At 56.7% G+C, this 20,320-nt stretch carries 21 protein-coding genes; 14 read left to right on the plus strand and 7 right to left on the minus strand.

Annotated elements, in window-relative coordinates; translation table 11 throughout:
- The first annotated feature begins 73 nt into the window (after nt 1-73).
- From ACR0I1_RS01370 to ACR0I1_RS01430, 13 genes are all read left to right on the plus strand, one after another.
- Nucleotides 74-1,366: a glutamine synthetase family protein gene (locus tag ACR0I1_RS01370; protein ID WP_170405351.1), complete on the plus strand. Its 1,293-nt coding sequence runs from the start codon at nt 74-76 to the stop codon at nt 1,364-1,366.
- Entirely contained in the window at nt 1,366-1,632 is a 267-nt protein-coding gene (locus ACR0I1_RS01375; protein ID WP_170393276.1) for a EutN/CcmL family microcompartment protein, read from the plus strand. Before ACR0I1_RS01370 ends, ACR0I1_RS01375 begins: the two co-directional genes overlap by 1 nt.
- A 43-nt stretch (nt 1,633-1,675) precedes the next feature.
- Nucleotides 1,676-1,984, plus strand: coding sequence for a BMC domain-containing protein (locus ACR0I1_RS01380; protein ID WP_170393275.1), 309 nt, complete (start codon nt 1,676-1,678; stop codon nt 1,982-1,984).
- 23 nt (nt 1,985-2,007) lie between these two features.
- The gene (locus tag ACR0I1_RS01385) at nt 2,008-3,192 is read left to right on the plus strand and encodes a hypothetical protein (protein ID WP_480704648.1); all 1,185 of its coding nucleotides are present in this window, start codon (nt 2,008-2,010) and stop codon (nt 3,190-3,192) included.
- Nucleotides 3,192-4,571 carry an aldehyde dehydrogenase family protein gene (locus ACR0I1_RS01390; RefSeq protein ID WP_170662353.1) on the plus strand — a complete coding sequence of 460 codons (1,380 nt, stop codon included), beginning with the start codon at nt 3,192-3,194 and terminating at the stop codon, nt 4,569-4,571. The genes ACR0I1_RS01385 and ACR0I1_RS01390 overlap by 1 nt, the downstream gene beginning before the upstream one ends.
- A complete protein-coding gene (locus tag ACR0I1_RS01395) occupies nt 4,568-5,191 on the plus strand; it encodes a BMC domain-containing protein (RefSeq protein ID WP_170563025.1) in 624 nt (207 codons plus the stop codon). The genes ACR0I1_RS01390 and ACR0I1_RS01395 overlap by 4 nt, the downstream gene beginning before the upstream one ends.
- Nucleotides 5,191-6,372, plus strand: coding sequence for a malate dehydrogenase (locus tag ACR0I1_RS01400; RefSeq protein WP_170662355.1), 1,182 nt, complete (start codon nt 5,191-5,193; stop codon nt 6,370-6,372). The genes ACR0I1_RS01395 and ACR0I1_RS01400 overlap by 1 nt, the downstream gene beginning before the upstream one ends.
- Nucleotides 6,369-6,779, plus strand: a complete 411-nt coding sequence (locus ACR0I1_RS01405; protein ID WP_480704650.1) for a Rid family hydrolase — start codon at nt 6,369-6,371, stop codon at nt 6,777-6,779. Before ACR0I1_RS01400 ends, ACR0I1_RS01405 begins: the two co-directional genes overlap by 4 nt.
- A gap of 96 nt (nt 6,780-6,875) precedes the next feature.
- The gene (locus ACR0I1_RS01410) at nt 6,876-8,156 is read left to right on the plus strand and encodes an ABC transporter substrate-binding protein (protein WP_170393270.1); all 1,281 of its coding nucleotides are present in this window, start codon (nt 6,876-6,878) and stop codon (nt 8,154-8,156) included.
- 65 nt (nt 8,157-8,221) lie between these two features.
- Nucleotides 8,222-9,073, plus strand: coding sequence for a branched-chain amino acid ABC transporter permease (locus tag ACR0I1_RS01415; RefSeq protein WP_170510277.1), 852 nt, complete (start codon nt 8,222-8,224; stop codon nt 9,071-9,073).
- A gap of 2 nt (nt 9,074-9,075) precedes the next feature.
- Nucleotides 9,076-10,023, plus strand: a complete 948-nt coding sequence (locus tag ACR0I1_RS01420; protein ID WP_170393268.1) for a branched-chain amino acid ABC transporter permease — start codon at nt 9,076-9,078, stop codon at nt 10,021-10,023.
- On the plus strand, nt 10,020-10,751 hold the full coding sequence (locus ACR0I1_RS01425) for an ABC transporter ATP-binding protein (protein ID WP_170393267.1): 732 nt from the start codon (nt 10,020-10,022) through the stop codon (nt 10,749-10,751). The genes ACR0I1_RS01420 and ACR0I1_RS01425 overlap by 4 nt, the downstream gene beginning before the upstream one ends.
- Nucleotides 10,751-11,458, plus strand: coding sequence for an ABC transporter ATP-binding protein (locus ACR0I1_RS01430; protein ID WP_170393266.1), 708 nt, complete (start codon nt 10,751-10,753; stop codon nt 11,456-11,458). The genes ACR0I1_RS01425 and ACR0I1_RS01430 overlap by 1 nt, the downstream gene beginning before the upstream one ends.
- A gap of 7 nt (nt 11,459-11,465) precedes the next feature.
- Here the strand turns inward: ACR0I1_RS01430 and ACR0I1_RS01435 are convergent, their stop codons facing one another.
- From ACR0I1_RS01435 to ACR0I1_RS01455, 5 genes are all read right to left on the minus strand, one after another.
- Nucleotides 11,466-12,218: an outer membrane protein gene (locus ACR0I1_RS01435; RefSeq protein ID WP_255612112.1), complete on the minus strand. Its 753-nt coding sequence runs from the start codon at nt 12,216-12,218 to the stop codon at nt 11,466-11,468.
- Between the two features lie 82 nt (nt 12,219-12,300).
- Complete coding sequence (locus ACR0I1_RS01440; protein ID WP_480704653.1) at nt 12,301-13,545, minus strand: DUF3179 domain-containing (seleno)protein; 1,245 nt, start codon at nt 13,543-13,545, stop codon at nt 12,301-12,303.
- 45 nt (nt 13,546-13,590) lie between these two features.
- Nucleotides 13,591-15,258 (minus strand): sulfatase-like hydrolase/transferase, encoded by a 1,668-nt coding sequence (locus ACR0I1_RS01445; RefSeq protein WP_480704655.1) that lies wholly within the window; start codon nt 15,256-15,258, stop codon nt 13,591-13,593.
- Nucleotides 15,259-15,357: 99 nt separating this feature from the next.
- Nucleotides 15,358-16,998 carry a sulfatase-like hydrolase/transferase gene (locus ACR0I1_RS01450; protein ID WP_480704656.1) on the minus strand — a complete coding sequence of 547 codons (1,641 nt, stop codon included), beginning with the start codon at nt 16,996-16,998 and terminating at the stop codon, nt 15,358-15,360.
- Nucleotides 16,995-17,273: a hypothetical protein gene (locus ACR0I1_RS01455; protein WP_480704658.1), complete on the minus strand. Its 279-nt coding sequence runs from the start codon at nt 17,271-17,273 to the stop codon at nt 16,995-16,997. The genes ACR0I1_RS01450 and ACR0I1_RS01455 overlap by 4 nt, the downstream gene beginning before the upstream one ends.
- 239 nt (nt 17,274-17,512) lie before the next feature.
- Between ACR0I1_RS01455 and ACR0I1_RS01460 the strand changes: the two genes are divergently transcribed.
- A complete protein-coding gene (locus tag ACR0I1_RS01460) occupies nt 17,513-18,730 on the plus strand; it encodes a tetratricopeptide repeat protein (protein WP_480704660.1) in 1,218 nt (405 codons plus the stop codon).
- An 11-nt stretch (nt 18,731-18,741) separates the two neighbouring features.
- Here the strand turns inward: ACR0I1_RS01460 and ACR0I1_RS01465 are convergent, their stop codons facing one another.
- Nucleotides 18,742-19,356, minus strand: coding sequence for a TetR/AcrR family transcriptional regulator (locus ACR0I1_RS01465; protein ID WP_170393260.1), 615 nt, complete (start codon nt 19,354-19,356; stop codon nt 18,742-18,744).
- Nucleotides 19,357-19,439: 83 nt separating this feature from the next.
- Nucleotides 19,440-20,309, minus strand: a complete 870-nt coding sequence (ppk2, locus tag ACR0I1_RS01470) for a polyphosphate kinase 2 (RefSeq protein ID WP_170393259.1) — start codon at nt 20,307-20,309, stop codon at nt 19,440-19,442.
- Between the last annotated feature and the right edge of the window lie 11 nt (nt 20,310-20,320).

Here is a 20,320-nt window from a genome sequence, read left to right on the forward strand (position 1 = left end):
TATCGATTGTCTTTGTGAATACTGTATACAGAATACAACAATTATAAAGCCAAAAAACAGGGAGAGCGCATCAATGAGTTCGGGATTTGATCTGCCCGAAGGCACGCACACCGTCATACTCGGTGTGGGTGACCTCAACGGCATCATGCGCGGCAAGCGCATTCCGGCCAGCCACTGGGACCACGTCTGCAAAAGCGGCAATGCGCTGTCGATTGCATTGATGGCGATCGATATGACGTGCGACGTCTGGGATACGCCTTATGTCAATTTCGACAACGGCTACCCCGATATGCACGTCTTCCCAATGACCCAGCCCGTCGCTGTGCCGTGGGAGCCAGGCGTCGCTGTTTGCTTTGGTCGGGCGGAAGGTATGGATCACAAGCCTGTTCCGATCGATCCGCGTCAGGCGTTGGTGCGTCAAGTTGAACGGGCCCGCGAAATGGGGTTCGAGGTCAATGTCGGTACTGAACTTGAATTCTATCTACTGGATCCGGAGACCGGACAGCCGCGCGATAGCGGGATCCAGGTCTACGGTCTGGGCCGTGCTGCGCGGATGGAGCACATCGTTGGGCCGATCCGTCAACAGATCAACGAGTGCGGTATCCCAATCGAGCAATCGAACCCCGAATACGCTGCGGGTCAGATTGAGGTAAATATCCGTTACGGCGAAGCGCTGGCAGCGGCAGATCGTGTCGTCTTGTTTAAGTCGCTGATCCGCCAGCTGGGCATCGCCCACGGCTATCTGGCAACCTTCATGCCAAAACCGTTCTTCGATCAGTCCGGCAACGGCTTCCACACACACTACTCGCTTTGGAAAGACGGCAAGAATGTCTTTGCCGACAACGGCAAGATAAACGATACCGGCAAATCCTTCATCGCCGGGCTGCAACAACGCATGTGCGAAACGGCAATCTGTGGCAGTGGCACCGTCAATGGTTATCGACGCCGTCAGCCTTATACTTTCTGCCCGATCAACACGAGCTGGGGTTATGACAACCGAACCGTTGGTATTCGGGTCATTGAAGGATCCGACAGCGCGGTGCGCGTGGAAAAACGCGATGCTGGTGCGGATGCCAACCCCTACCTTCTGTTGGCGGCCGAGATTGCAGCGGGGCTGGACGGGATCGAGCAGGGCCTGGCTCCGTCAGAACCGACGACCGGCAACGGTTACGAAGAAGGGATCGGCGATCCGATCCCGACCGACTTGCCAACGGCGATCGAACTGGCGCGAGGATCCGAATGGCTTCGCGATCTCATGGGCGAAATGCTGTGGGAGTTGGTATTGCAACAGGCCGAGCGCGAGCTTGAATTCTTCAATCAACAGGTCACTCCGGTTGAGTTGGACCGTTACCTGAGGACTTTCTGATGCATTTGGGCAAGGTCGCCGGGACCGTCACAGCCACGGCCAAAGACGCAAAACTGGTCGGTACGAAACTGCTGGTGACGGATTTGGTCGATAGCAAAGGCAAGGTGATCGAACCGGCGCGGGTCGCCGTCGACACCTGCGGTGCCGGGGTGGGGGATACGGTTCTGCTGGTCAACGGCTCGGCGGCGCGTATGGCCGCCGGTCTGTCCACCGCGCCCGTCGATCTGGCGATCATCGCGATTGTGGATCGCGTGTCCACGACCTGAACCAAGAACACCAAACATCTAAATTTCTTTGGAGGAACTAAAAATGGCGAAACCAGTGGCGGGGCAAATGGCCCTGGGCATGATCGAAACGCGCGGACTGGTCGGCGCGATCGAAGCGGCAGATGCGATGGTCAAGGCGGCCAGCGTTTCGATTGTCGGCCAAACCAAGGCTGGCGGAGGCCTAGTCACCACCCTTGTGCGTGGTGAAGTCGGCGCAGTCAAAGCCGCCGCGGATGCAGGTGCGACAGCGGCAAACAAAGTTGGTGAAGTCGTATCCGTCCACGTGATCGCGCGCCCACATGATGAACTTGAGGCCATAATCGACAGCCTTGGTGCTGGCTCTGCGGCTTAATCCGTCTGTCTTGAGGAGACGCTATGTCAGCCGGTTTCGAGGAATTCACACGTGCAGCGACACGTGGCTCAACCCGGGGTGCACCTGAACATCCCAAGCTCGACCGAATATCGGTGTTGGGCGGCGGGGCTGATGCGCGCCTGTTGGCCGCTCTTTGTCTTGCCGAAGGGGCTGAAGTCACCTTGTTTTCGGCCTATGGGGCCGAACTGTCGCTGTTGGCCCAGTCCTCAGGCATCTCGCTTCGCGGTGAAGGTCCGGTCGGGACCTATCAAGTCGATCGGGATGGGCCGTCGGTGCGCACAACCGCTGAGCTGGATGCAGCGGTGCGCGATGCACAGGTGATATTCCTGACCGGACCGCTTCACAAACAGCGCACGTATGCGATGGTGCTGGCCGATCACCTCAGCGACGGGCAAATCTTGGTCCTTGCGCCGGGACGATCTCTCGGGGCTGTGGAAACAGCCTGGTTGTTGCGGATCGGAGGCTGCGCGGCGGACGTCACGCTGGTTGAGGTTCAGGGTCTGCCATACTGGTTCCGTTCCGAGGGCGCAGCTTTGACGCTTTCGCAGGCGGCACCGATGGCTGCGGCAACCTTGCCGCGCGGTCGGGAAGAGGTTCTGGACGCCGTGTCCGCCTATTTGTCCAGCGTTCAGGTGGTCGACTCGGTTTTGTCGTGCGGCTTCAACGATCTGTCGGCCGCAGTCGAGATACCTGCGCTGATCCTCGGCGGTGCCGCAATGGGGACAGGTGGTCCTGGCATTCCAATGGGTGGTGTTCCGCTTGAGGATAACCAGACGTTTGCGTCTCTGATTGGTCCGGACCAGACAGATGTCATTCAGGGTCTTGCAGACGAACGGCGACGCATTGCTGCTGCGTTTGGAGTTCGTAATCTGCCGGAGACAGGGCGGTGGATATCCACTTTTGCCGGCGCCGAACGTGGCTCGGGCGCGCGTCCGATCCCGGATCAACAAACGTCGCGCGGTATGATGCGGGATGGCGTGTTGGGCTCGCTTGTACCTTTGGTCTCAGCGGGTGAGCTTGCGGGTATCCCGAGCCCGCTGACGAACAGCCTGATCGCGATGTCCGACCGAATTTTGGGGGCGGATGTGGCTGCCGCCGGACGGCGCCTCGAAGCAATAGGGGTTTCAGCGGGCGACGTTGATCAAGCGCGCCGTATCTTTGACACCATCGTCACCGGAGCTTCTTGATGGATGCAGATCTGAAATCAATCGCCGCCGCACGGCGTGCCGCAGATAGCGCTTTCGAGGCTTATCGCGCCTTTCTGGGCACCGACCCGGCGCAGGTAGACGCAATAGTCGACGCCATGGCGCGCGCCATCGAGCCCGAGGCCGAACGGCTGGGGCAAATGGCCGTCGAGGAAACCGGATATGGGAATGTGCCGGACAAGCGCGTCAAGAACCTGTTCAACGCGCTTTCAGTCGCGGATTATCTAAGAGATGTGACAACGCTGGGATTGCTTTGGCGCGATGATGCGACAAAGATCGCAGCCTTCGGTGAACCGATGGGCGTTGTGGCAGCTCTGATCCCGGTGACGAACCCCACTTCAACCATCATCTACAAAGTGCTTTCTGCGGTGAAGGCAGGCAATGCGATCGTGTGTGCGCCGCATCCGCGTGGTGTGAGTTGTGGCATCGAAACGGTGCGAATTATGGCGCGCGTGGCTGAACAAATGGGTGCGCCCACGGGTCTAATCCAATGTCTGGATTCCGTGACAATTCAGGGCACAGCCGAGTTGATGAAACATCGCCGTACCTCGGTTGTGATGGCAACCGGTGGTCCTGCCATGGTCAAAGCGGCGTATTCCAGCGGCAAACCCACGCTCGCGGTCGGTGCGGGCAACGTGCCGTGTTACGTACACAAGTCGAAAGCACGCGATCTGGCGGAAGTCGCCGAGATGATCGTGACGTCGAAGAGCTTTGACTACGGGACCGCCTGCGTCAGTGAGCAGGCCGTCGTCGCTGATCCTGAGATCGCACGTGATTTGCGCCACGAGCTTAAATTGAAAGGTGCCTATTTCTGCACACCGGCCGAAGCGGATCGTCTTGCCGGGGTGATCTTCAAAGGCGTGCAGGCCATGGACCCTGAGAAGGTGGGGCAAAGCCCGCAGGCGCTGGCGGATTCTGCCGGTTTTTCCATCCCACCACGCACCCGGTGCCTTGTTTCGGAAGAGACAGAAGTAGGTTGGCAGCGCCCGCTGTCTGCAGAAAAGCTGAACCCCGTTCTAGCGTTCTACGCGGCGAAATCCACAGACCATGGGATCGAGCTGGCGCAATCCATCGCCAAGTTCGAAGGGTGGGGTCATTCCTCGGTCATCCATTCGGACGACCCTGAGATCGTGGCCCGTTTTGCCACCGTGCCGACGGGTCGGGTACTGGTGAATACACCGGGCATCATGGGCGGTATGGGATATTCGACTGATCTGGAACCATCCTTCATGCTGGGCACCGGCACGTGGTCCGGTTCGATCACTTCGGACAATGTGACGGCCCTGCATCTCATCAACATCAAACGGGTAGCCTATGAAAGCAGACCCTGGCGCGACATTTACGAGGAGTATGGCGCATGAGCGAGATTACCATCCGGGCGCTGATGCAGATCGACAACCTGCAACCAAAATTCGCCGCCTATAACGGTGCGACGGTGCAAGGGTCGGTGCCCTTGTCCGGGGATACGGTTTTGATCGGAGAGTTTGCGCCGGGTAACGGAGTATTCTCGCTGATCGACCGGGCGCTCAAGGCATCTTCGGTTGAGGCGACAACACAGATGGTCGAGCGCGAGTTCGGGTTTTTTATCTTGCGGTCTCCGTCGAATGCGGAGGTGTCCGCCGCGCGCGATGCGATGCTGGCCGAGCTCGGCGCAACAATGTCTGACCGGTTGAAACCGGCGATCAGTTCCACGCAGATTATCACCAGCGTCGAACCCTATCAGGCGCAACTGCTGAACAAATGGCGCAAGGGGGCTCTGATCGTTCCAGGGCAGACGTTGGGCATCGTCGAATGTGCCCCGGCTGCTTATATCTCGATTGCCGCGAATGAAGCGGAGAAGGCAGCAGAGATCGATATTGTCGAAGTGCGCGCCGTGGGGCGATTTGGCCGCCTGTTCATCTCGGGGTCTGAAAACTCGGTCAAGACCGCCGTCGAGGCCGCAACCCGCGCGATAGAGGCGGTGGACGGGCGAGCCAACTGATGGCAGCGCCGCGCGTTATAGGTTCAGAGGCGGTTGAAGATGCCCGCCGTCGCGGTCGGATCGTGTTTGAAGTCCTGCCCGACGATATCGTGACGGCCTTGGCACGCGAAACTGCCGAGCGTGTTGGCATAAAGCTTGTCGACGGACCGCTGGAAAAGCCACAACCAACGCGTACAGACGCTGCTATTTCAATGCAGCGGGTGTTGTATCGCCGCTCGCCAAAATGGGTTGCTCCGGTGCGTGCGAAACACAAGGCCCGAAGGCTTGGCAAACTTGCCATGATCGGGGCAGGGGGCGTCGGGGGCAATGTGGCGCATCTGGCGGCGATGCAGGATATCGCGGATGAGATCGCGCTGATCGATATTGCGCCCGGAATGGCCGCTGCTACGGCGTTGGATCTGAACCACACGTCAGGCATTACCGGCGCACGGGCACGATGTGTTGGTGGCGAGTCGCTGGACCTTGTGTCAGGGGCTGAGGTGGTCGTGGTAACCGCAGGCCGTGCCCGGCGTCCGGGTATGAGCCGCGCGGATCTGATCGACGTGAATGCGCGCGTGATCCGCCAGGCCGCTGAGGCCATACGCTCCGCTGCGCCTGATTCCATCGTCATCGTGGTGACCAATCCGCTTGACGAAATGACCGTAGAAATGCTGCGCGCAACCGGGTTCCCTCGTGAAAGAGTGCTGGGCATGGCCGGTACTCTGGACAGCAGCCGGTTTCGCAACGCCCTTGCTATGGCTGCGGGAGTAGCGCCCGCTGATGTCGAGGCCTTCACGCTCGGAAGCCACGGGGACGAGATGGCGCCAATCCCAAGCCGGGCCAAAATTAAGGGCAGGGCATTGGATGTGTTTTTATCGCCTGATCAGATTGAGGCTTGCGTTCAGGACGCCGTGACCGGCGGTGGGCAGGTAGTTGCCCTGAAGAAATCCGGTTCCGCAACCATAGCACCGGCGCACGCGTCGATCGAGTTGATCGACCATATCCGGGGCGCACGCACCGGCCCGGTTCCGGTCTCGGTCATGTTGCAGGGGGAATATGGCATCGATGGGGTTGTGCTTGGTGTTCCTGCCCATCTGGGGTCTTCCGGGTTGGTCGAAGTCGAGGAGTTGCGGCTGACCGATCAAGAACAAGCAGCCTTGCAGAAAGCGGCGGATGCCATCCGATCGAGGTTAGGCCTGTGACCCTCCGCATCTGGAAGTCAGGCGGGCGGTTCGAAGAAGTAGCGTCTTATTCCCGCGCAAAGCGCATCGGTCCCTTCGTTTGGGTCGCAGGGACCACAGCGATCGAACCCAGCGGGCGTATTCATGCGCCAGGAGATGTGGGCGCCCAGACAAAATACATTCTGTCCCGTATAGAAGAGGCGCTTAAGGCCGTCGGTGCCGAGATGCGCCATGTAGGCCGGGTTCGCGCCTATCTGACCGATCTGTCGCGCGTGGGTGAATTCGCGAGCGTTCACGGAGAGGTATTCAAAGATATCGATCCTGTTCTGACAGCCGTTCAAGCCGGGCTGACGCAACCCGGTTTGACGGTGGAAATCGATGTGGATGCGGTAATTCACGACGAAAACGGCGAAATCAGCGGAATCTGAACATGAGTCATCAAGAAAGGATTTGATCGAACTATCGTCTTGTGTACTGTATACAGAATACAAGAAGGGCACAATAAGACACAGGGAGCTAATGTGATGATCAAGACAGCGCTACTCAGCGGAACATGTATCGCGCTTGTGGCCTCGGCGGCCGCAGCTGAAATCAAGGTGGGCTTTATTGGATCTCTTTCCTCAGACACCGGTCTGTCGACGCTGCGTGGTGCAGAGATCGCGATTGAAGAGCTTAATGCGAATGGCGGCGTTATGGGGGAACAGATCACGCTGGTGTCTGCCGATACCGGTCAGGACCCGACTGAAGGTGTGCGGGCCTATGAATATCTGGCGGAAACCGAGGAAGTAGATTTCATCATCTCAGGCTCTATCGATGATGTTTCGCTGGGCTGGCTGCCGCGAATGCAGGAATACCGGATTCCGACGCTGGACACGTGGACGTCATATATCGGCATCATCGACATGGTGGTCGAAGATCCCGAAAGCATGGCACCATATTTCATGAACATCGCCTCAGACGAGGCGCTTGCCACGCTTTATATCAATTTCGGTGCGGATGTTCTGAAGGAAAAGATGGGTTGGGATTCCGTTGTCATTCTGGCTGAGGATACGGCATTTGGCGAAGCGATCACCGGATTGGTGACCGAGGCGCTTGCGCCGGTTGCGGGGATCGAGGTCAAGGACATCATCACCTATGATGTTGCCACCGTTGATTTCGCGCCGATCTTCAGCCGCGCGCAGGATACAGGGGCGGATTTCATCTACCAGGTCTCATCCGTAAATTCTCAGGTGGTCTCGTCGCAATATGTGAAACTGCAGGTGCCCATGGCGATGACAGGCGTGAACGTAGCTGCATTGGGTATGGAATATTGGGAAGACACTGGCGGAGCCGGGGGCGGCATCTCGACCCTGTCACCGATCCCGTCTGTAGGGTTCAAACTTGACCCGGCAAGCCAGACCTTTGTCGACACCTATCAGGCCAAGTATGACAGCCGCCCACTGCTGCCGCATTTCAATGGGTTCAACGCCTATCACGGGCTGAAGCAGGCCATGGCTGCCGCGGAAGAGGCGGGTGGCTTCGACAATGTCGAAGGCTGGGCCGATGCCATGAAGAAGCAGGATCTGGTTCTTGAGATGGATGGTCAGCTTTGGCTGCGCTATGCCTTCTGGGGCGATGATGAGGTCGAGCCTGTGACAGGCCGCACCTATCCCCACAACATTCGCTTTGATCTTTCCGAGCCGTTTGATGATGCGGCCCCGTCAATGGTCGTGGTCCAGTGGTACGAAGACGGCACTGCCGCAGTTGTGTACCCCGAGAAATACGCGACGGGCGAGTTCACGCTGCCCAGCTGGGTAAAGCCATAAACCTGCCCCAACCATAGCTTGAAACGGGTGCGCGGCGACGCGCACTCGCAGCCAAGGATCCACACATGTTGCAGATACTGATTCAGGGGCTTTTGCTCAGCGGTCTCTACGCGCTCATCGCTATGGGGTTCACGCTGATCTTCAGCATAGGCCGCGTTCTGAATCTCGCCTATGGCGCCTATCTGATGGTCGGCGGCTACATTTACTTCTGGATATCGCAGTCACTTGGTATGCCTAAGCTTATGGGGGTTGCCGTGGCCGCTGCGCTGGGTGTGCTGATGGGAGTTCTGAAGTACCGTTTGATTGTCAAAACGCTCAAAGGGGATCACGTGGCCGTCGAGATTTCGACGCTGATCCTTGCGGTCGTCATTCAGGCCGGGATCGTTTTGGTCTTTGGCGACAGCAGCAAAATCCTTTTGCCGATTGTTCCCGGGGTGATCAATGTGGCCGGGGCCTCGGTCACGTATAACATCCTGATTGCAACCCTTATTAGCTGGGCAATTCTGCTAGGGCTCTATGCCTTTGTGCGGCTCACACATACCGGACGGGCGATGCAGGCGGTGTCGATGGATGCTAAAGGCGCTGCAATTTCCGGGATCGATCCGGATCGCATCAATCTGATCACCTGGGGTATCTCTGGCGCATTGGGCGCAATCGGAGGCGTCTTCTTTGCCAGCTACACTCAGCTATCGCCATCCATGTGGGTGGCTCCGCTAATCATTTCGGTGGCTGTGGTTATCGTTGGCGGGATCGGATCGATCCTGGGCACTTTGGTGGTGGCGCATATTGTGGGCTTCCTCGAAGTTATCGTTGTGGCGACGCTTGCACCTGAGTTGCGCGGTGTTTTCACGATGCTGTTGATCATCGGGGTGCTGGTCACGCGACCGCAGGGCCTGTTCGGCCGAGAGGAGCTGTGACGATGGGGCTACGCTGGTTTCACTTTGCACTCTGGGGTGGCTTGATCGTCGGAATGTTCCTGCTTCCGCAATTCGTCTCGAACGGGACGATGCGCACGATGATCTTTGCCAACTACCTGGCGATCTTCGCTATCAGCTGGGACGTGTTGTCTGGCCGAACAGGCTATGTGAGCTTTGGTCATCCGTTCCTGATCGGTATCGGGGCCTACACCACGGCAATCCTGACCAAGCGCTTTGACGTCGCTGTCGAAATCTCGATCCCGATCGCCGTACTTGTTACCATGATCGCAGGCCTATTGGTGCTGCTTCCAGCGCTGCGTATACGTGGAAGTTATTTTGCGCTCGTCACGCTGGCGTTCATGGAGTTGCTCTACCAACTGGTTCAGGTCATTCGCCCGGATCTGACTGGCGGAACGCGCGGCATGTCGGGTATTCAAACTCTGACGCGCGGCGCGGCGAACGGGTATTACCTGTCCACGACGCTGATGTTGGCAATCGCCGTCAGCATGTGGCTTTTGATGAAGACGCGACTAGGTACGGCCTTGTCTGCCATCGGAATGAACGAGGAAAGTGTGCGCGGTTCGGGCCTCAGCACCACGCGCCTCAAAGCTTTTGCCTTTCTGACAAGTGCGATGATCGCGGGCTTGGGTGGTGCCTTCTACGTTCACTATCTGGGATCGCTCGCGCCGCGTGCGTTGTTTGATATTAACTTCCTGTTCACAATCATCGTTGCGGCACTTCTGGGGGGAACCTCGACCATCATTGGCCCCATGATCGGCGCGTTCTTCATGACATTCCTGTTGGAGTATCTGCGACCGGTCCTTCCTGGCGCCGAACGGTATTTCGTCTACGGAGCCATAGCGCTGCTCCTCTATATGTATCAGCCGAAAGGCATTGTTGAGCTGGTTCGGCGTGGTTTCAAAGGCCTGGGCAAGGGGCGGACGACATGAGCGTGGCGTTACAGGTTTCAGGTCTGGTAAAACGTTTCGGCGGATTAGTCGCGACGAATGATCTTTCGTTTTCTCTCAAAGAGGGCGAGTCGCTTGGATTGATCGGTCCCAACGGGGCAGGCAAGACGACCGTGTTCAGCCAGATCATGGGTGAGTTGCGGCAAAACGGCGGAACGATCGAACTGTTCGGACAGGAAATCTCGACGCTGTCGACCCCGCAACGCATTCGGGCCGGGGTCAGCCGAACCTATCAGATCCCACGCCCGTTTGGTGATATGAGCGTTGCCGAAAATATCCGGGTTGGCCTAATGCCCGACAATATCTGGCAGATGATCGTCTCACCCCCAGATAAAGAACGTGAGCGAGAGCTTGCGCTCAGCGTCGGGTTTACAGAAGCGGATTTGAAACGAGCGCCAACAGAACTGGCCATGGGTGATCTGCGTAAACTTGAGATGGCGCGCACAATGGCAACCGCGCCCAAGGTGATGCTGCTGGATGAAGTGTTTGCGGGTCTCACCACAGGAGAGATCGCCCAAATCTCTGATCTCATTCAGTCGATGCGCAAAGATGGGATGACTTTTCTGATCGTCAGCCATGACTTGCCTGCGCTTGAGCCATTGGTCGACCGTGCGATCGCCATTGAACGGGGCACGATGATTGCCGAGGGCTCGTTCAGCGAAGTCATGAACGACAAGGCTGTTCAGGCCTCGTATCTGGGGGGCGCGTAATGTCTTATCTGGAAATCGAAAACCTGTCGGCATTCTATGGCAAGGCGCAAGCGCTGACCGACATCTCGATCACCGTCCAACCCGGTGAGATTGTCGCTGTGGTGGGTCCAAATGGGGCTGGAAAATCGACCTTGCTGGACAGCATCATGGGGCTAGTCAAAATCGAGGGCGATATCCGGCTCAGGGGGCACAGCCTTGCCGGTCGGACGCCTTCCGAAATTGTACGACATGGCGTGGGTTATGCGCCCGAACGCTTCAACCTGTTTCCCTATATGTCAGTGCGTGACAACCTAATGGTCGGTGCCTTCACGGCCCGCGAAGACATCCAGAGCAATCTGGCAATGGTACACAGCCTGTTCCCGCGTCTCGAAGAGAGGGAAGGGCAGGAGACCTCGACCCAGTCGGGCGGGGAACGTCAGATGGTCTCGTTCGGACGCGCGCTGATGACCAGCCCCGAGCTGTTGCTCGTCGACGAACCGACGATTGGTCTGGCCCCAAAAATCTGTCACGAAATCGCCGAGGTGGTGCGCAAGCTCAACAAGGAATACGGGCTGACAGTTGTAATCACCGAGCAAAACGCCAATTTCGCGCTTTCGCTTGCGAGCCGGATTTACGTGCTCGAGTCAGGACGCATGCAGACATCAGGCACCGCAGATGAGTTGCGGAATGATAAGCGATTGCTCGAGGCTTACTTTGGCGGTCACTAATAGCCGCTCAAAAGCGGTAAGTCGCGCCAATCAGTGGACCGGATTGGTCGAACTTGAAATCGTTTCCGTCGATGTCGTGGTCGAATGAGATATAGCGGTATCCACCGCGGATCAGCCAACGATCATTAATCGCATAGTCGGCTGTCAGCAGAACCTGCCATGTCTCGCTGCCACTGCGGAAGCCGCCATAGTCTACAAACCCAGTTCCTGACCATTTGTCCGAGAACTTGACGCGTGCGCGGGCCCCGATCACGGGATCGGTCCAGCTTGAATCAACCGTTGTTCGGCGGCCGGGGGCCGCGCCTGGTTGCAATTCAAAGTCGGTTTCCGTGCTGAACCACCTGAATCCACCGACAATATCCACATTCGCGGTTTGATCCTCGTAGACCCTATAGCCGACATAGCCGCTGAGAAATTGCGTGGTAAAGGATGTGTCCAAGCCTGAGCTGGCAGGGCCGGGAGTGTCGCTGCTGAAAGACAGATTGGTATAGTTATAGTCGGCCAACAGGGACCACCGGCCATTTGTGGCGGCAAACGCGGCCATGAAAGCAAAATCGAGATTGTCCAACGCATCGGAAAAACTCAGGGTGCCATCCAGTGTACCCATCGGTGTGCTGAGTGAGGTCTCAGTTTCCGGCATGAAAAGATAGATTGAGGCCTCGTATGACCAGTCCGACTGTTGGGCCAAGGCCATTGGTGCCATCGAACCTGCCATTGCGAGGCCAAGCGCCAATCCTGTCCACTTTACTGTCACATCCATTTTTCCGTCTCCCGCCAAGAACCTTGAATTGAAATTCCGTTGTCGCCTCATGCCAATCTAGCCAAGCGCATTGTTCGTTCTTTCATGCTGCCACGTCTTCGGATTTGCCTGCGCCGTCACCGACACGATTGATATCGGTGCTGGGAAAAAACTCGGACCAGACATGCCAGAACACGCCTGCGCGCAGGGTTTCGACCCGTTGCAGTTGGCCCTGATCAGACATTCCCCAAAAGTCACATTGGGTCACTGGCTGACCGCTGTCATTGTACCAAACACCCAAGCTTTCAAATTTTGGATCGAGGCTGACGACGATATCCCGCCCGCCGACACGCGCGTTGACGATCCAATCGTTGTCGACAACGAAATCGTCGGTCCAGCAGGTGGCATCCTGTCCGATTGTGATCCCCCAGACATAGGTTTTATTCGGCAGCCGATTGTCCGAACGGTCCATGTTGTCCATCACCGGAGCCTCTTCCTGATGCTGGCGGCCAATGCCCCAGCCGAACGTGATCTCGGTCATCATGTCCAGCAGCCGCAGCAAGGGGTTTGGGGAGGGTTTGTTCAAAAACACCTCGCCTTCCGGGAAAGCCTTTTGAAATCCACGGAAAGTCATCCGATAGGTTGGCCAGGGTGTCATCTGCGCTTCGGGCCGCAGAGGGCACGCGAGACCGTGTGCATTTGTGTCACGATCCGCTTCGCGAAAACCGTATATGTGCTGGATGGGCTCGCCAGTATCGTTGTCCCGCAGGATCAGGTTGTTGCCATGCTGGGCGAGAACCTCAAGGTTCAGCCGTTTGCCTTCGATGCTTGGCGCATAGCCCTGACCGAGATTGGCCATGGCGCAATAGGTCATCACGACGTCTTCTCCGCCCAGCCCTTTGTCGTCGCCCGCCAAATGTGGGCGCATGATTTGTGCATCAGGATGGGCTCGGGCATGGCCGTCATTCTCAATCACCATCACGGGGGCAGTCGGCCCGACATATTTGCGGGCCTCGTCGATGGGAAAATACTGCGCGTCATTTAGCTGATTTCTCAGACCTAGATGAACCCAGACATAGGGAAAGCCATAGAGAAGTAGAGCAAGTAAAGCGGCAATGAGCCACAGCCAGAACGGCCCGGCTCCCAGGGCGAAATGCGCGAGCGTTGCGAGAGCAAATGCGCCCAACCCGATGGCAATCAAGCGGTATTCATTGCGGATGAAACGCACCATATTCTCGCGCTTTACCTTCAACAGCATCTGGGACACGTCGCCCAAATCACGGAAGTAGACGAACCCGATCCCAAGTGATCCGATTAAACCCAGTGCGAATAGGAGTAATCCAAGCATGTGATGATCCTAGAAACTTGAGTGAATGACGACGGCGACACCGTGCTATTGCTGCGGGGATTGGCTTTTGATCAGGAAAGCCTCGACCGCTTGTTGGGTTTCGGGGCGCAGGTTCTCGATCCCTTCATAGGGCACGCCATACGCGGGTGGCGTGTCGGGGAATTTCTCTTTGCGGGCCATGTGTCGGCCAAGGATGCGTGCGAATTCCTGCCCGCCCCAGGCGCCAACCTCGGTCGAGACTGAATATTCCTCGCGCGTGTCCCGGTAGAGATCAAAGAACTTTGCCAGAATGGCGCTTTCCCCGGCTCCCGGCAGTTTGAGCTTAAGCTGGTCCTTCACGATCGCCTCGGGTTTGTTCACCGAATAGATGATCACGTGATCTCTGCGCGCTTTGGCTTCGTCCGCAAACAATAGCGCTGCGGATTGATCGACGCCATCCACCAGACGATCTCGCGGGATGTATTGCTCGGCCCCCGCAAAACGTGAAAGCGTTGTATATAGGTCCGACACGTGAATGATGCTGTTCAGCAAACCATCTGCCTGAATCATCCCCGGCCAGCGAATAAAGGCATCGACCCGAACGCCGCCCTCGGTCGTATCCCCTTTGCCACCAGCATATATCATCGGAGTATAGCCCGATTGCGGGGCGTATTTGGTAAAGTGGCCGTTGTCCCCCATAACGATGACGATGCTATTCTCGCTGACCCCCAACTCTGCCATGCTGGCGAACAAATCACCCAGCCATTGATCCAAAAGTTGCATCTTGTCGACATAGAGACCGCCATTCGCGCTTTCGGGACCAGAACGTCCGGCGCGGGTATTATCCAGAGGGATCATCGGCCAATACTGCAGGAAAAAGGGGGTATCGTCGCTGGCAAGACGTTCAAGCTCTGACAAGGTTTTGTCCTGAAAGGCCTGGTTCATCTCATCGTATTTGGCCGCATTCCAGCGCTCACCTGACTCCATCCGAATTTCGCGAATAGGACCGCCTGTTTCGCCTTCGATGACGGTCATCATCGCTGAGGCGTCCGGCCTGAACCAACCGTCCAACGTGTATTTGTCATCATAATCTCTGATCGCGACCGAGACCTGCTCTTTGATTGCATCATCATTAAAGATCGTCAGCTGACCCTGCTGGTGAATGGCGTGCTGCGCATAGTCAAAGCCTTGGTTCATCGCCCAACTTTCCGCGATATCCCCCATGTGCCACTTGCCAACATGGCTGGTTGCGTAACCAACCTGTTTCAGCACTTCGGCCAACGTCACTTCCTCCCCCGGCAGGCCAAAGCCGGCAATATCAACGGTGGTATCACCCATTCCCATGCGTACAGGCAGCCGCCCCGTCATTTGGGCGACGCGAGTAGGGGTGCAAGAGGGTTCGGTATACATCCGAACCATGCGCATCGCGTCGTCGGAGAAATCGTTGATATTCGGCGTCGAATAACCCCGAACGGCGTTCAACTCGGGTATCCCCATGTCGCCGAATCCCAGATCATCGATCAGAACGCTGATGATGTTCGGTGGCTTGCCGTTGTTGCCTTCGCGAAATGCAGCCAGGGCTTCATCCACAGCCATATCATCCTGAGCCCATTGCTCTGCGCGCTGTGCTTGCAAGATATAGAATTCGGCATCGTGTTGGATTGGGTTTTCTTGCGCGAACGTGCTGCGCGCGGCAAGGCCGACGAATAAAACCAATACCCCTGAAATCTTCATTCGATATCCCCCGATCGTGTACTGGGCGGAACGCAAACACTCCTGCCGCTGATTTCATATTAAAACATTATCATATTTAAACAGGAATTTCTGTAGCCTTCACTGCTGCCAGCTGGTGAACACATCGCGAGCCAGTTCAGATTCCGGGCGCAGGTTGTCGATGCCCTCGTAGGGGATGCCGCGCCCGATTTCGGAATGTGGATGTTTCGCGATCATCTTCTGATGGCGTTTGATCATGTCCTGAAACGACGCTCCGGCCCAAAGCGAGTAACCGACCAAAGGGTGCAGTTCGCGTGGATCACGATAGATGTTGAAGGTCGGGGCCGCCGCTCCGGGTTGGCCGGGCGCGGGCAGGTGCATCTTGAATTCCTGCTTGACCACCGAGCGCAAAACCGGGCCTTCATAGACATATACATAATCGCGGCGACCGTTGCCTTCACCGTTCAGCAGCAGGGCGGTCTGATCGACACCATCGATGATGCGGTCGCGCGGGATATGATCAGTCGCGCCTGCGATCCGAGCCATTGTGGTATAGATATCAGACACATGAAAGATATCTCCGGCGGCGCTGTCAGCCTCGATTACTCCGGGCCAGCGAATGAATGCATCCGTGCGTACGCCACCTTCCAGATGTTGGGTCTTACCGCCACGATAGATCAGTTGATTGAGCCCCGAAGTTCCTTCGTAGTGGTACATCAGTCCATTGTCGGCCATCAAAACCACAATCGTGTTGTCGGCTTCTCCGGTTTCTTCGAGCTTGACCAGCAGGTCACCGATCCAGCCATCCAGTAGTTGCAGTTTGTCGGCATGAAACCCGCCGTTGCGAGAGATCGCGTTCTCGGCATAAACGAAATTCAACGGGTAGAGCGGCCAATATTGCAGGAAAAACGGTTCTTCCTCGGCTGCGGCACGCTCCAATTGCTCAAGAGCCTGACGCTGATACCTCTCGTTCATGGCTTCATACTTGGCTTGGGTCCAGACCTCGCCCGGTGACATATCCACCTCTCGAGCGGTGCCGCCTGCTTCTGCCTCGACACCGGTCACCAGCCCGTAGGGTTTGAAACGCTCATCCAGCAGAAACTGATTGTTCTGCCCCTCGGGCACGTATCCAAGCATGTTATTCGCGCGCATCGCCTCGGGGGTCATGAGGCTCAGTTGAACTTGTTGATGCAGGGGGAAGGCGGCCCAATCGAAACCTTGGTTGTGGGGGTAGGCCTGTTCGATATCACCTTGGTGCCACTTGCCGACATGCACGGTGTTGTAGCCAACCTCTTTTAGGATCTCGGGCAGCGTCACCTCGCTGGCTGGAAGGCCTTCGCCTACCAGAGCCACTTTGACTTCTGTCACACCGGCACGCACCGGATGTCGCCCCGTCAGCATTGCCGTGCGGGTCGGCGTGCACGAGGGTTCCGTGTACATTCGCATCAGCGACAAACCTTCGGTGGCGAACTGGTTGATGCTGGGCGTTTCGATGCCCATTACGTAGTTCATCTTGCGATCACCCATCTGACCAAAGCTGATGTCGTCGATCAGGATGTACAGGATATTGGGTGGTTTGCCCCCGTTTGCGTCGCGGATTTCGGCCAGTTTCGCGTCAATCTCAATGTCCTGGGCATCCCAGACCGCGCCGAACTGGGCACGCAGAAATTCGAACTCACCATCGTGAATAATCGGGTTCTGTTGGGCATATGCCGAACCTGCAGTGAGGATTAGCGCGGACAAAATGTGTTTCAGGGTCATTTCAAGCCTTTCGTTTTATCCATATGCCCGGGAGTATCTGGAAGGTCTGATAGCTTTGCTTCGATAGAGCTTCGCAAATCAGTAACGGTTTCCGCCAGATCCGCGAGGTACCGAGGGCGAACGCCCGTGTCGGAAAGAGGAGACTGAGCCAGTTCGGTCATCATCTCCTGATAATCGAGGCAAATCCGGTCGAACTCACTGTCTTGGGCGCGCATGTTTCGCAGCAGAACGGAGGTTCCCGGGAATTGTGCGTCAAAGAAGTCTTCTTCGTCCATCCGCGTTGCCTTCGTGGAAATTGCTCATAAAGCATGCATTCCCTAGAATATGACTTGAACGTATTAAGCCGCATGCTACCGTAGCACCATGGGGTCAAGCCATTGTCATGAAAGGATAGTTCTTGACTGCCCAGGCGGATAACAAACAACGTGACACAGCGCTTTCTTTCTCGGATGAGGAAGTGCGAAGTGCTCTTGAGCGGGTATTGAACTCAGGTGGCTTCAAAGGATCTGCCCGAATGCGGGCCTTTCTTAGCTATGTCGTGACCGAAGCGCTTGCGGGCCGCACGGATGAGATCCGCGCCAAGACCATTGCCATGGATGTTTATGGTTATAGCGCCGACGACTTGACCAAGCGGGAAGGGGTTGTGCGCGTTGATGCAGGTCGTGTCAGGCGAAAGCTAAAAGCTTACTACGGAGGTGATGGCGCAACTGATCCCGTGGTGATTTCACTGCCTGTCGGTAGCTATGCACCCGAATTTACGCTGGGGAGTTCGCAAGCCCAAAACCCACAGGGCATTCGGCGAAGCGCGTTGGTCATCGCGTTCTTTCTGGCTTTGATTGGCTTAGGCATCTGGGTATCAGGCTATTATTCAAAAAATGAGCCACGCGGCGCTGTGGGCCGAGGGCAAAGCGCGATTTATGACGTATCTCCCGCGCGGGTAGAAGCGATAAACCTTTGCAGTGCTGGCCGCGATGTGATGTTCCCCGTCGTTGACCTATCGCGTCTGCAACCGGCTTTGCTGATTTTTGAGACGGCGATTGAACGAGATCCACTCTTTTTCTGTGGCTATGCCGGAGCGGCACAGGTCGAGACCATGCTGGCCATTTTGTTGTTCTTTGAACCGGATGCAGAAAAGTATTTGAAGTCTGCCGATGAAAAAAGCGCCCATGCGATGGATATCGCACCTGATGAGGCTTGGGCGCTTTCGGCGCGGGCCTGGCTGGAATTTGCACTGGGCAATTACGATCGGGCATCGGCCCTGTCTCGCAGAGCCGTTGATCTGGCCCCGACCGATCCGCATGTTGCTGAGTTCGATGCGCTTATTTCACTCTATACTCTGAATTTCGAGCGGATTCTGGCGCAATCTGAATGGTATGAAGAGCTTGCGGAACGCAGCGGCGGGCTTGTCTTTGGCAATGTACTAGGGTCTGTGCATTTTCATACCGGAGACTATGCAGCGGCGATCCGAACTTACGAGGACACGATCGAGCGCGGAGGACCATTTGGGCCGATATCAGCGGCCTATCTGATGGCCGCGCATTGGAACAAAGGCGAACAAGTCGAGGCACGGCGTCTCGCCAATGTTTACCAGAAAACTTGGCCTGGTTTTCCGCTGGAGGCCCTGAAACGCCGCGTATTCAAAGAGTCGCAACCGGTTGATGCGCTTATTGCAGGCGTGAGGGCAGCGGGAGTCCCGTTGATCGACGGCGGGACCGCCCGCGAAAGTGATTGACTGGCACGGTCTTATTCGTCCTGTGCGACCAGACCCAAACCGCGCAGATAGATTCCAATTCCGCTCTCCAGAAGGTCTTCAGGCGGGAAGGGGGAACTTGCGCCGGTATTGCGTGCGAAAAGTTCGACAACACCATGGCTCATGGCCCAGATATGGGCGCTGAACATCGAAGCGGGCGGACGCTTCTCCGGCGGAATATGCTGCGACAGATCGCTGGCGGCCTTTTCAAGCACGTTTTTGGCCCGGTTCGCGGCCAGCGCCAGTTCCGGTGTACGATTGATTGAAATCCCGCTTTCGAACATCGCAATATAATAGCCGGGGTGCTTGCGGGCAAAGGCCAGATAGGCGCGGCCCGTGGCCTCAAACGCCGCAAGTGCCGAGGGTTGCCCTTTGTCATAGGCAAATTGCATCAGGTCGGCGAACATCTCAAACCCCTGCCGCGCAGCCTCGGCGATCAGGTCCTCACGCCCTTCGAAATGGCGATAAACGGCGGCAGGAGTGACCCCAGCGGTCTTTGCGGCCTCTGACAATGTAAAACCGGTCGGTCCCTTCTGTTCGATCAGGGATAAGGCGGCCTCCATCAAGGCTTGCTTTAGGTTTCCGTGGTGATATCCGCGTTTCGTCATCCCGGCCTCAGGCGCGTTTTATTATATATATGCAGCGGCTAGGGCCTAATCCAGCATAGGCTGAGCAGAGTGTTGCAATTAGCTTATGCATCCCAGATTTCCGGACCACCACTGATCTTTTCATCCGGCATGCCCACCACTTCCAGGTTTTTGCCTTCGTAGTCGAGTTGGCTTAGCACGGTGCGAATGGCTGCCAGCCGGGCGCGTTTCTTGTCATCTGATCGAATGATCGTCCAAGGGCAGTTTTCGGAATGGCTTCGTGTAAGGGTTTCGGTAATCGACTGACTGTATTCATCCCATTTGTGCAGGCCTGCGATGTCGATCGGGCTGAGTTTCCATTGCTTCAAAGGGTCGGTTTCGCGGGCAAGAAAGCGGTTAAGCTGCTCGGCGCGCCCGACATTCAGCCAGAACTTGAAGATATGTATGCCATCATTGCTAAAACCGGTTTCCAAGGGGAGGACCTGCCTGAAAAACCGTTCACGCTCTTCCGTCGTGCAGAAGCCAAAGACATTTTCGACAACGCCCCGATTATACCAACTGCGATCAAAAAACACGATTTCACCGGCCGATGGGAGATGAGAGATATAGCGTTGGAAATACCATTGGCTGCGTTCTGCGTCCGAGGGTTTGCTGAGCGCCACGTTCCGCGCGCCCCTCGGGTTCAAATTCTCGCGGAACCGTTTGATGGTTCCGCCTTTGCCAGCGGCGTCACGGCCCTCGAACAGGATAGCGATGCGCTGGTCATTCTCCTTGACCCATCGCTGCATCTTGACCAGCTCAATTTGCAGACCTTCCATCTGCTGATCGTATTCCTTGCCTTTAAGCTTTTTGGAGTAGGGGTAGGTCGGGTTCAGAATTTCACCCTTCTTGGCCTCTTCAATAGCCGAGCGTATGGGTTTTGGGGCGTGGTTGTGAAAATAGTTCTCGATAGTGTCCGGGTCTGATTGGGTCATGCACGCCTCGC

The organism is Ruegeria sp. B11, assembly GCF_056539785.1.

Coding starts and splice junctions, on each gene's coding strand:
- ACR0I1_RS01370 (WP_170405351.1), top strand. CDS start 74: ATGAGTTCGGGATTTGATCTGCCCGAAGGCACGCACACCGTCATACTC.
- ACR0I1_RS01375 (WP_170393276.1), top strand. CDS start 1,366: ATGCATTTGGGCAAGGTCGCCGGGACCGTCACAGCCACGGCCAAAGAC.
- ACR0I1_RS01380 (WP_170393275.1), top strand. CDS start 1,676: ATGGCGAAACCAGTGGCGGGGCAAATGGCCCTGGGCATGATCGAAACG.
- ACR0I1_RS01385 (WP_480704648.1), top strand. CDS start 2,008: ATGTCAGCCGGTTTCGAGGAATTCACACGTGCAGCGACACGTGGCTCA.
- ACR0I1_RS01390 (WP_170662353.1), top strand. CDS start 3,192: ATGGATGCAGATCTGAAATCAATCGCCGCCGCACGGCGTGCCGCAGAT.
- ACR0I1_RS01395 (WP_170563025.1), top strand. CDS start 4,568: ATGAGCGAGATTACCATCCGGGCGCTGATGCAGATCGACAACCTGCAA.
- ACR0I1_RS01400 (WP_170662355.1), top strand. CDS start 5,191: ATGGCAGCGCCGCGCGTTATAGGTTCAGAGGCGGTTGAAGATGCCCGC.
- ACR0I1_RS01410 (WP_170393270.1), top strand. CDS start 6,876: ATGATCAAGACAGCGCTACTCAGCGGAACATGTATCGCGCTTGTGGCC.
- ACR0I1_RS01415 (WP_170510277.1), top strand. CDS start 8,222: ATGTTGCAGATACTGATTCAGGGGCTTTTGCTCAGCGGTCTCTACGCG.
- ACR0I1_RS01420 (WP_170393268.1), top strand. CDS start 9,076: ATGGGGCTACGCTGGTTTCACTTTGCACTCTGGGGTGGCTTGATCGTC.
- ACR0I1_RS01425 (WP_170393267.1), top strand. CDS start 10,020: ATGAGCGTGGCGTTACAGGTTTCAGGTCTGGTAAAACGTTTCGGCGGA.
- ACR0I1_RS01430 (WP_170393266.1), top strand. CDS start 10,751: ATGTCTTATCTGGAAATCGAAAACCTGTCGGCATTCTATGGCAAGGCG.
- ACR0I1_RS01435 (WP_255612112.1), bottom strand. CDS start 12,218: ATGGATGTGACAGTAAAGTGGACAGGATTGGCGCTTGGCCTCGCAATG.
- ACR0I1_RS01440 (WP_480704653.1), bottom strand. CDS start 13,545: ATGCTTGGATTACTCCTATTCGCACTGGGTTTAATCGGATCACTTGGG.
- ACR0I1_RS01445 (WP_480704655.1), bottom strand. CDS start 15,258: ATGAAGATTTCAGGGGTATTGGTTTTATTCGTCGGCCTTGCCGCGCGC.
- ACR0I1_RS01450 (WP_480704656.1), bottom strand. CDS start 16,998: ATGACCCTGAAACACATTTTGTCCGCGCTAATCCTCACTGCAGGTTCG.
- ACR0I1_RS01455 (WP_480704658.1), bottom strand. CDS start 17,273: ATGGACGAAGAAGACTTCTTTGACGCACAATTCCCGGGAACCTCCGTT.
- ACR0I1_RS01460 (WP_480704660.1), top strand. CDS start 17,513: ATGCGGGCCTTTCTTAGCTATGTCGTGACCGAAGCGCTTGCGGGCCGC.
- ACR0I1_RS01465 (WP_170393260.1), bottom strand. CDS start 19,356: ATGACGAAACGCGGATATCACCACGGAAACCTAAAGCAAGCCTTGATG.
- ppk2 (WP_170393259.1), bottom strand. CDS start 20,309: ATGACCCAATCAGACCCGGACACTATCGAGAACTATTTTCACAACCAC.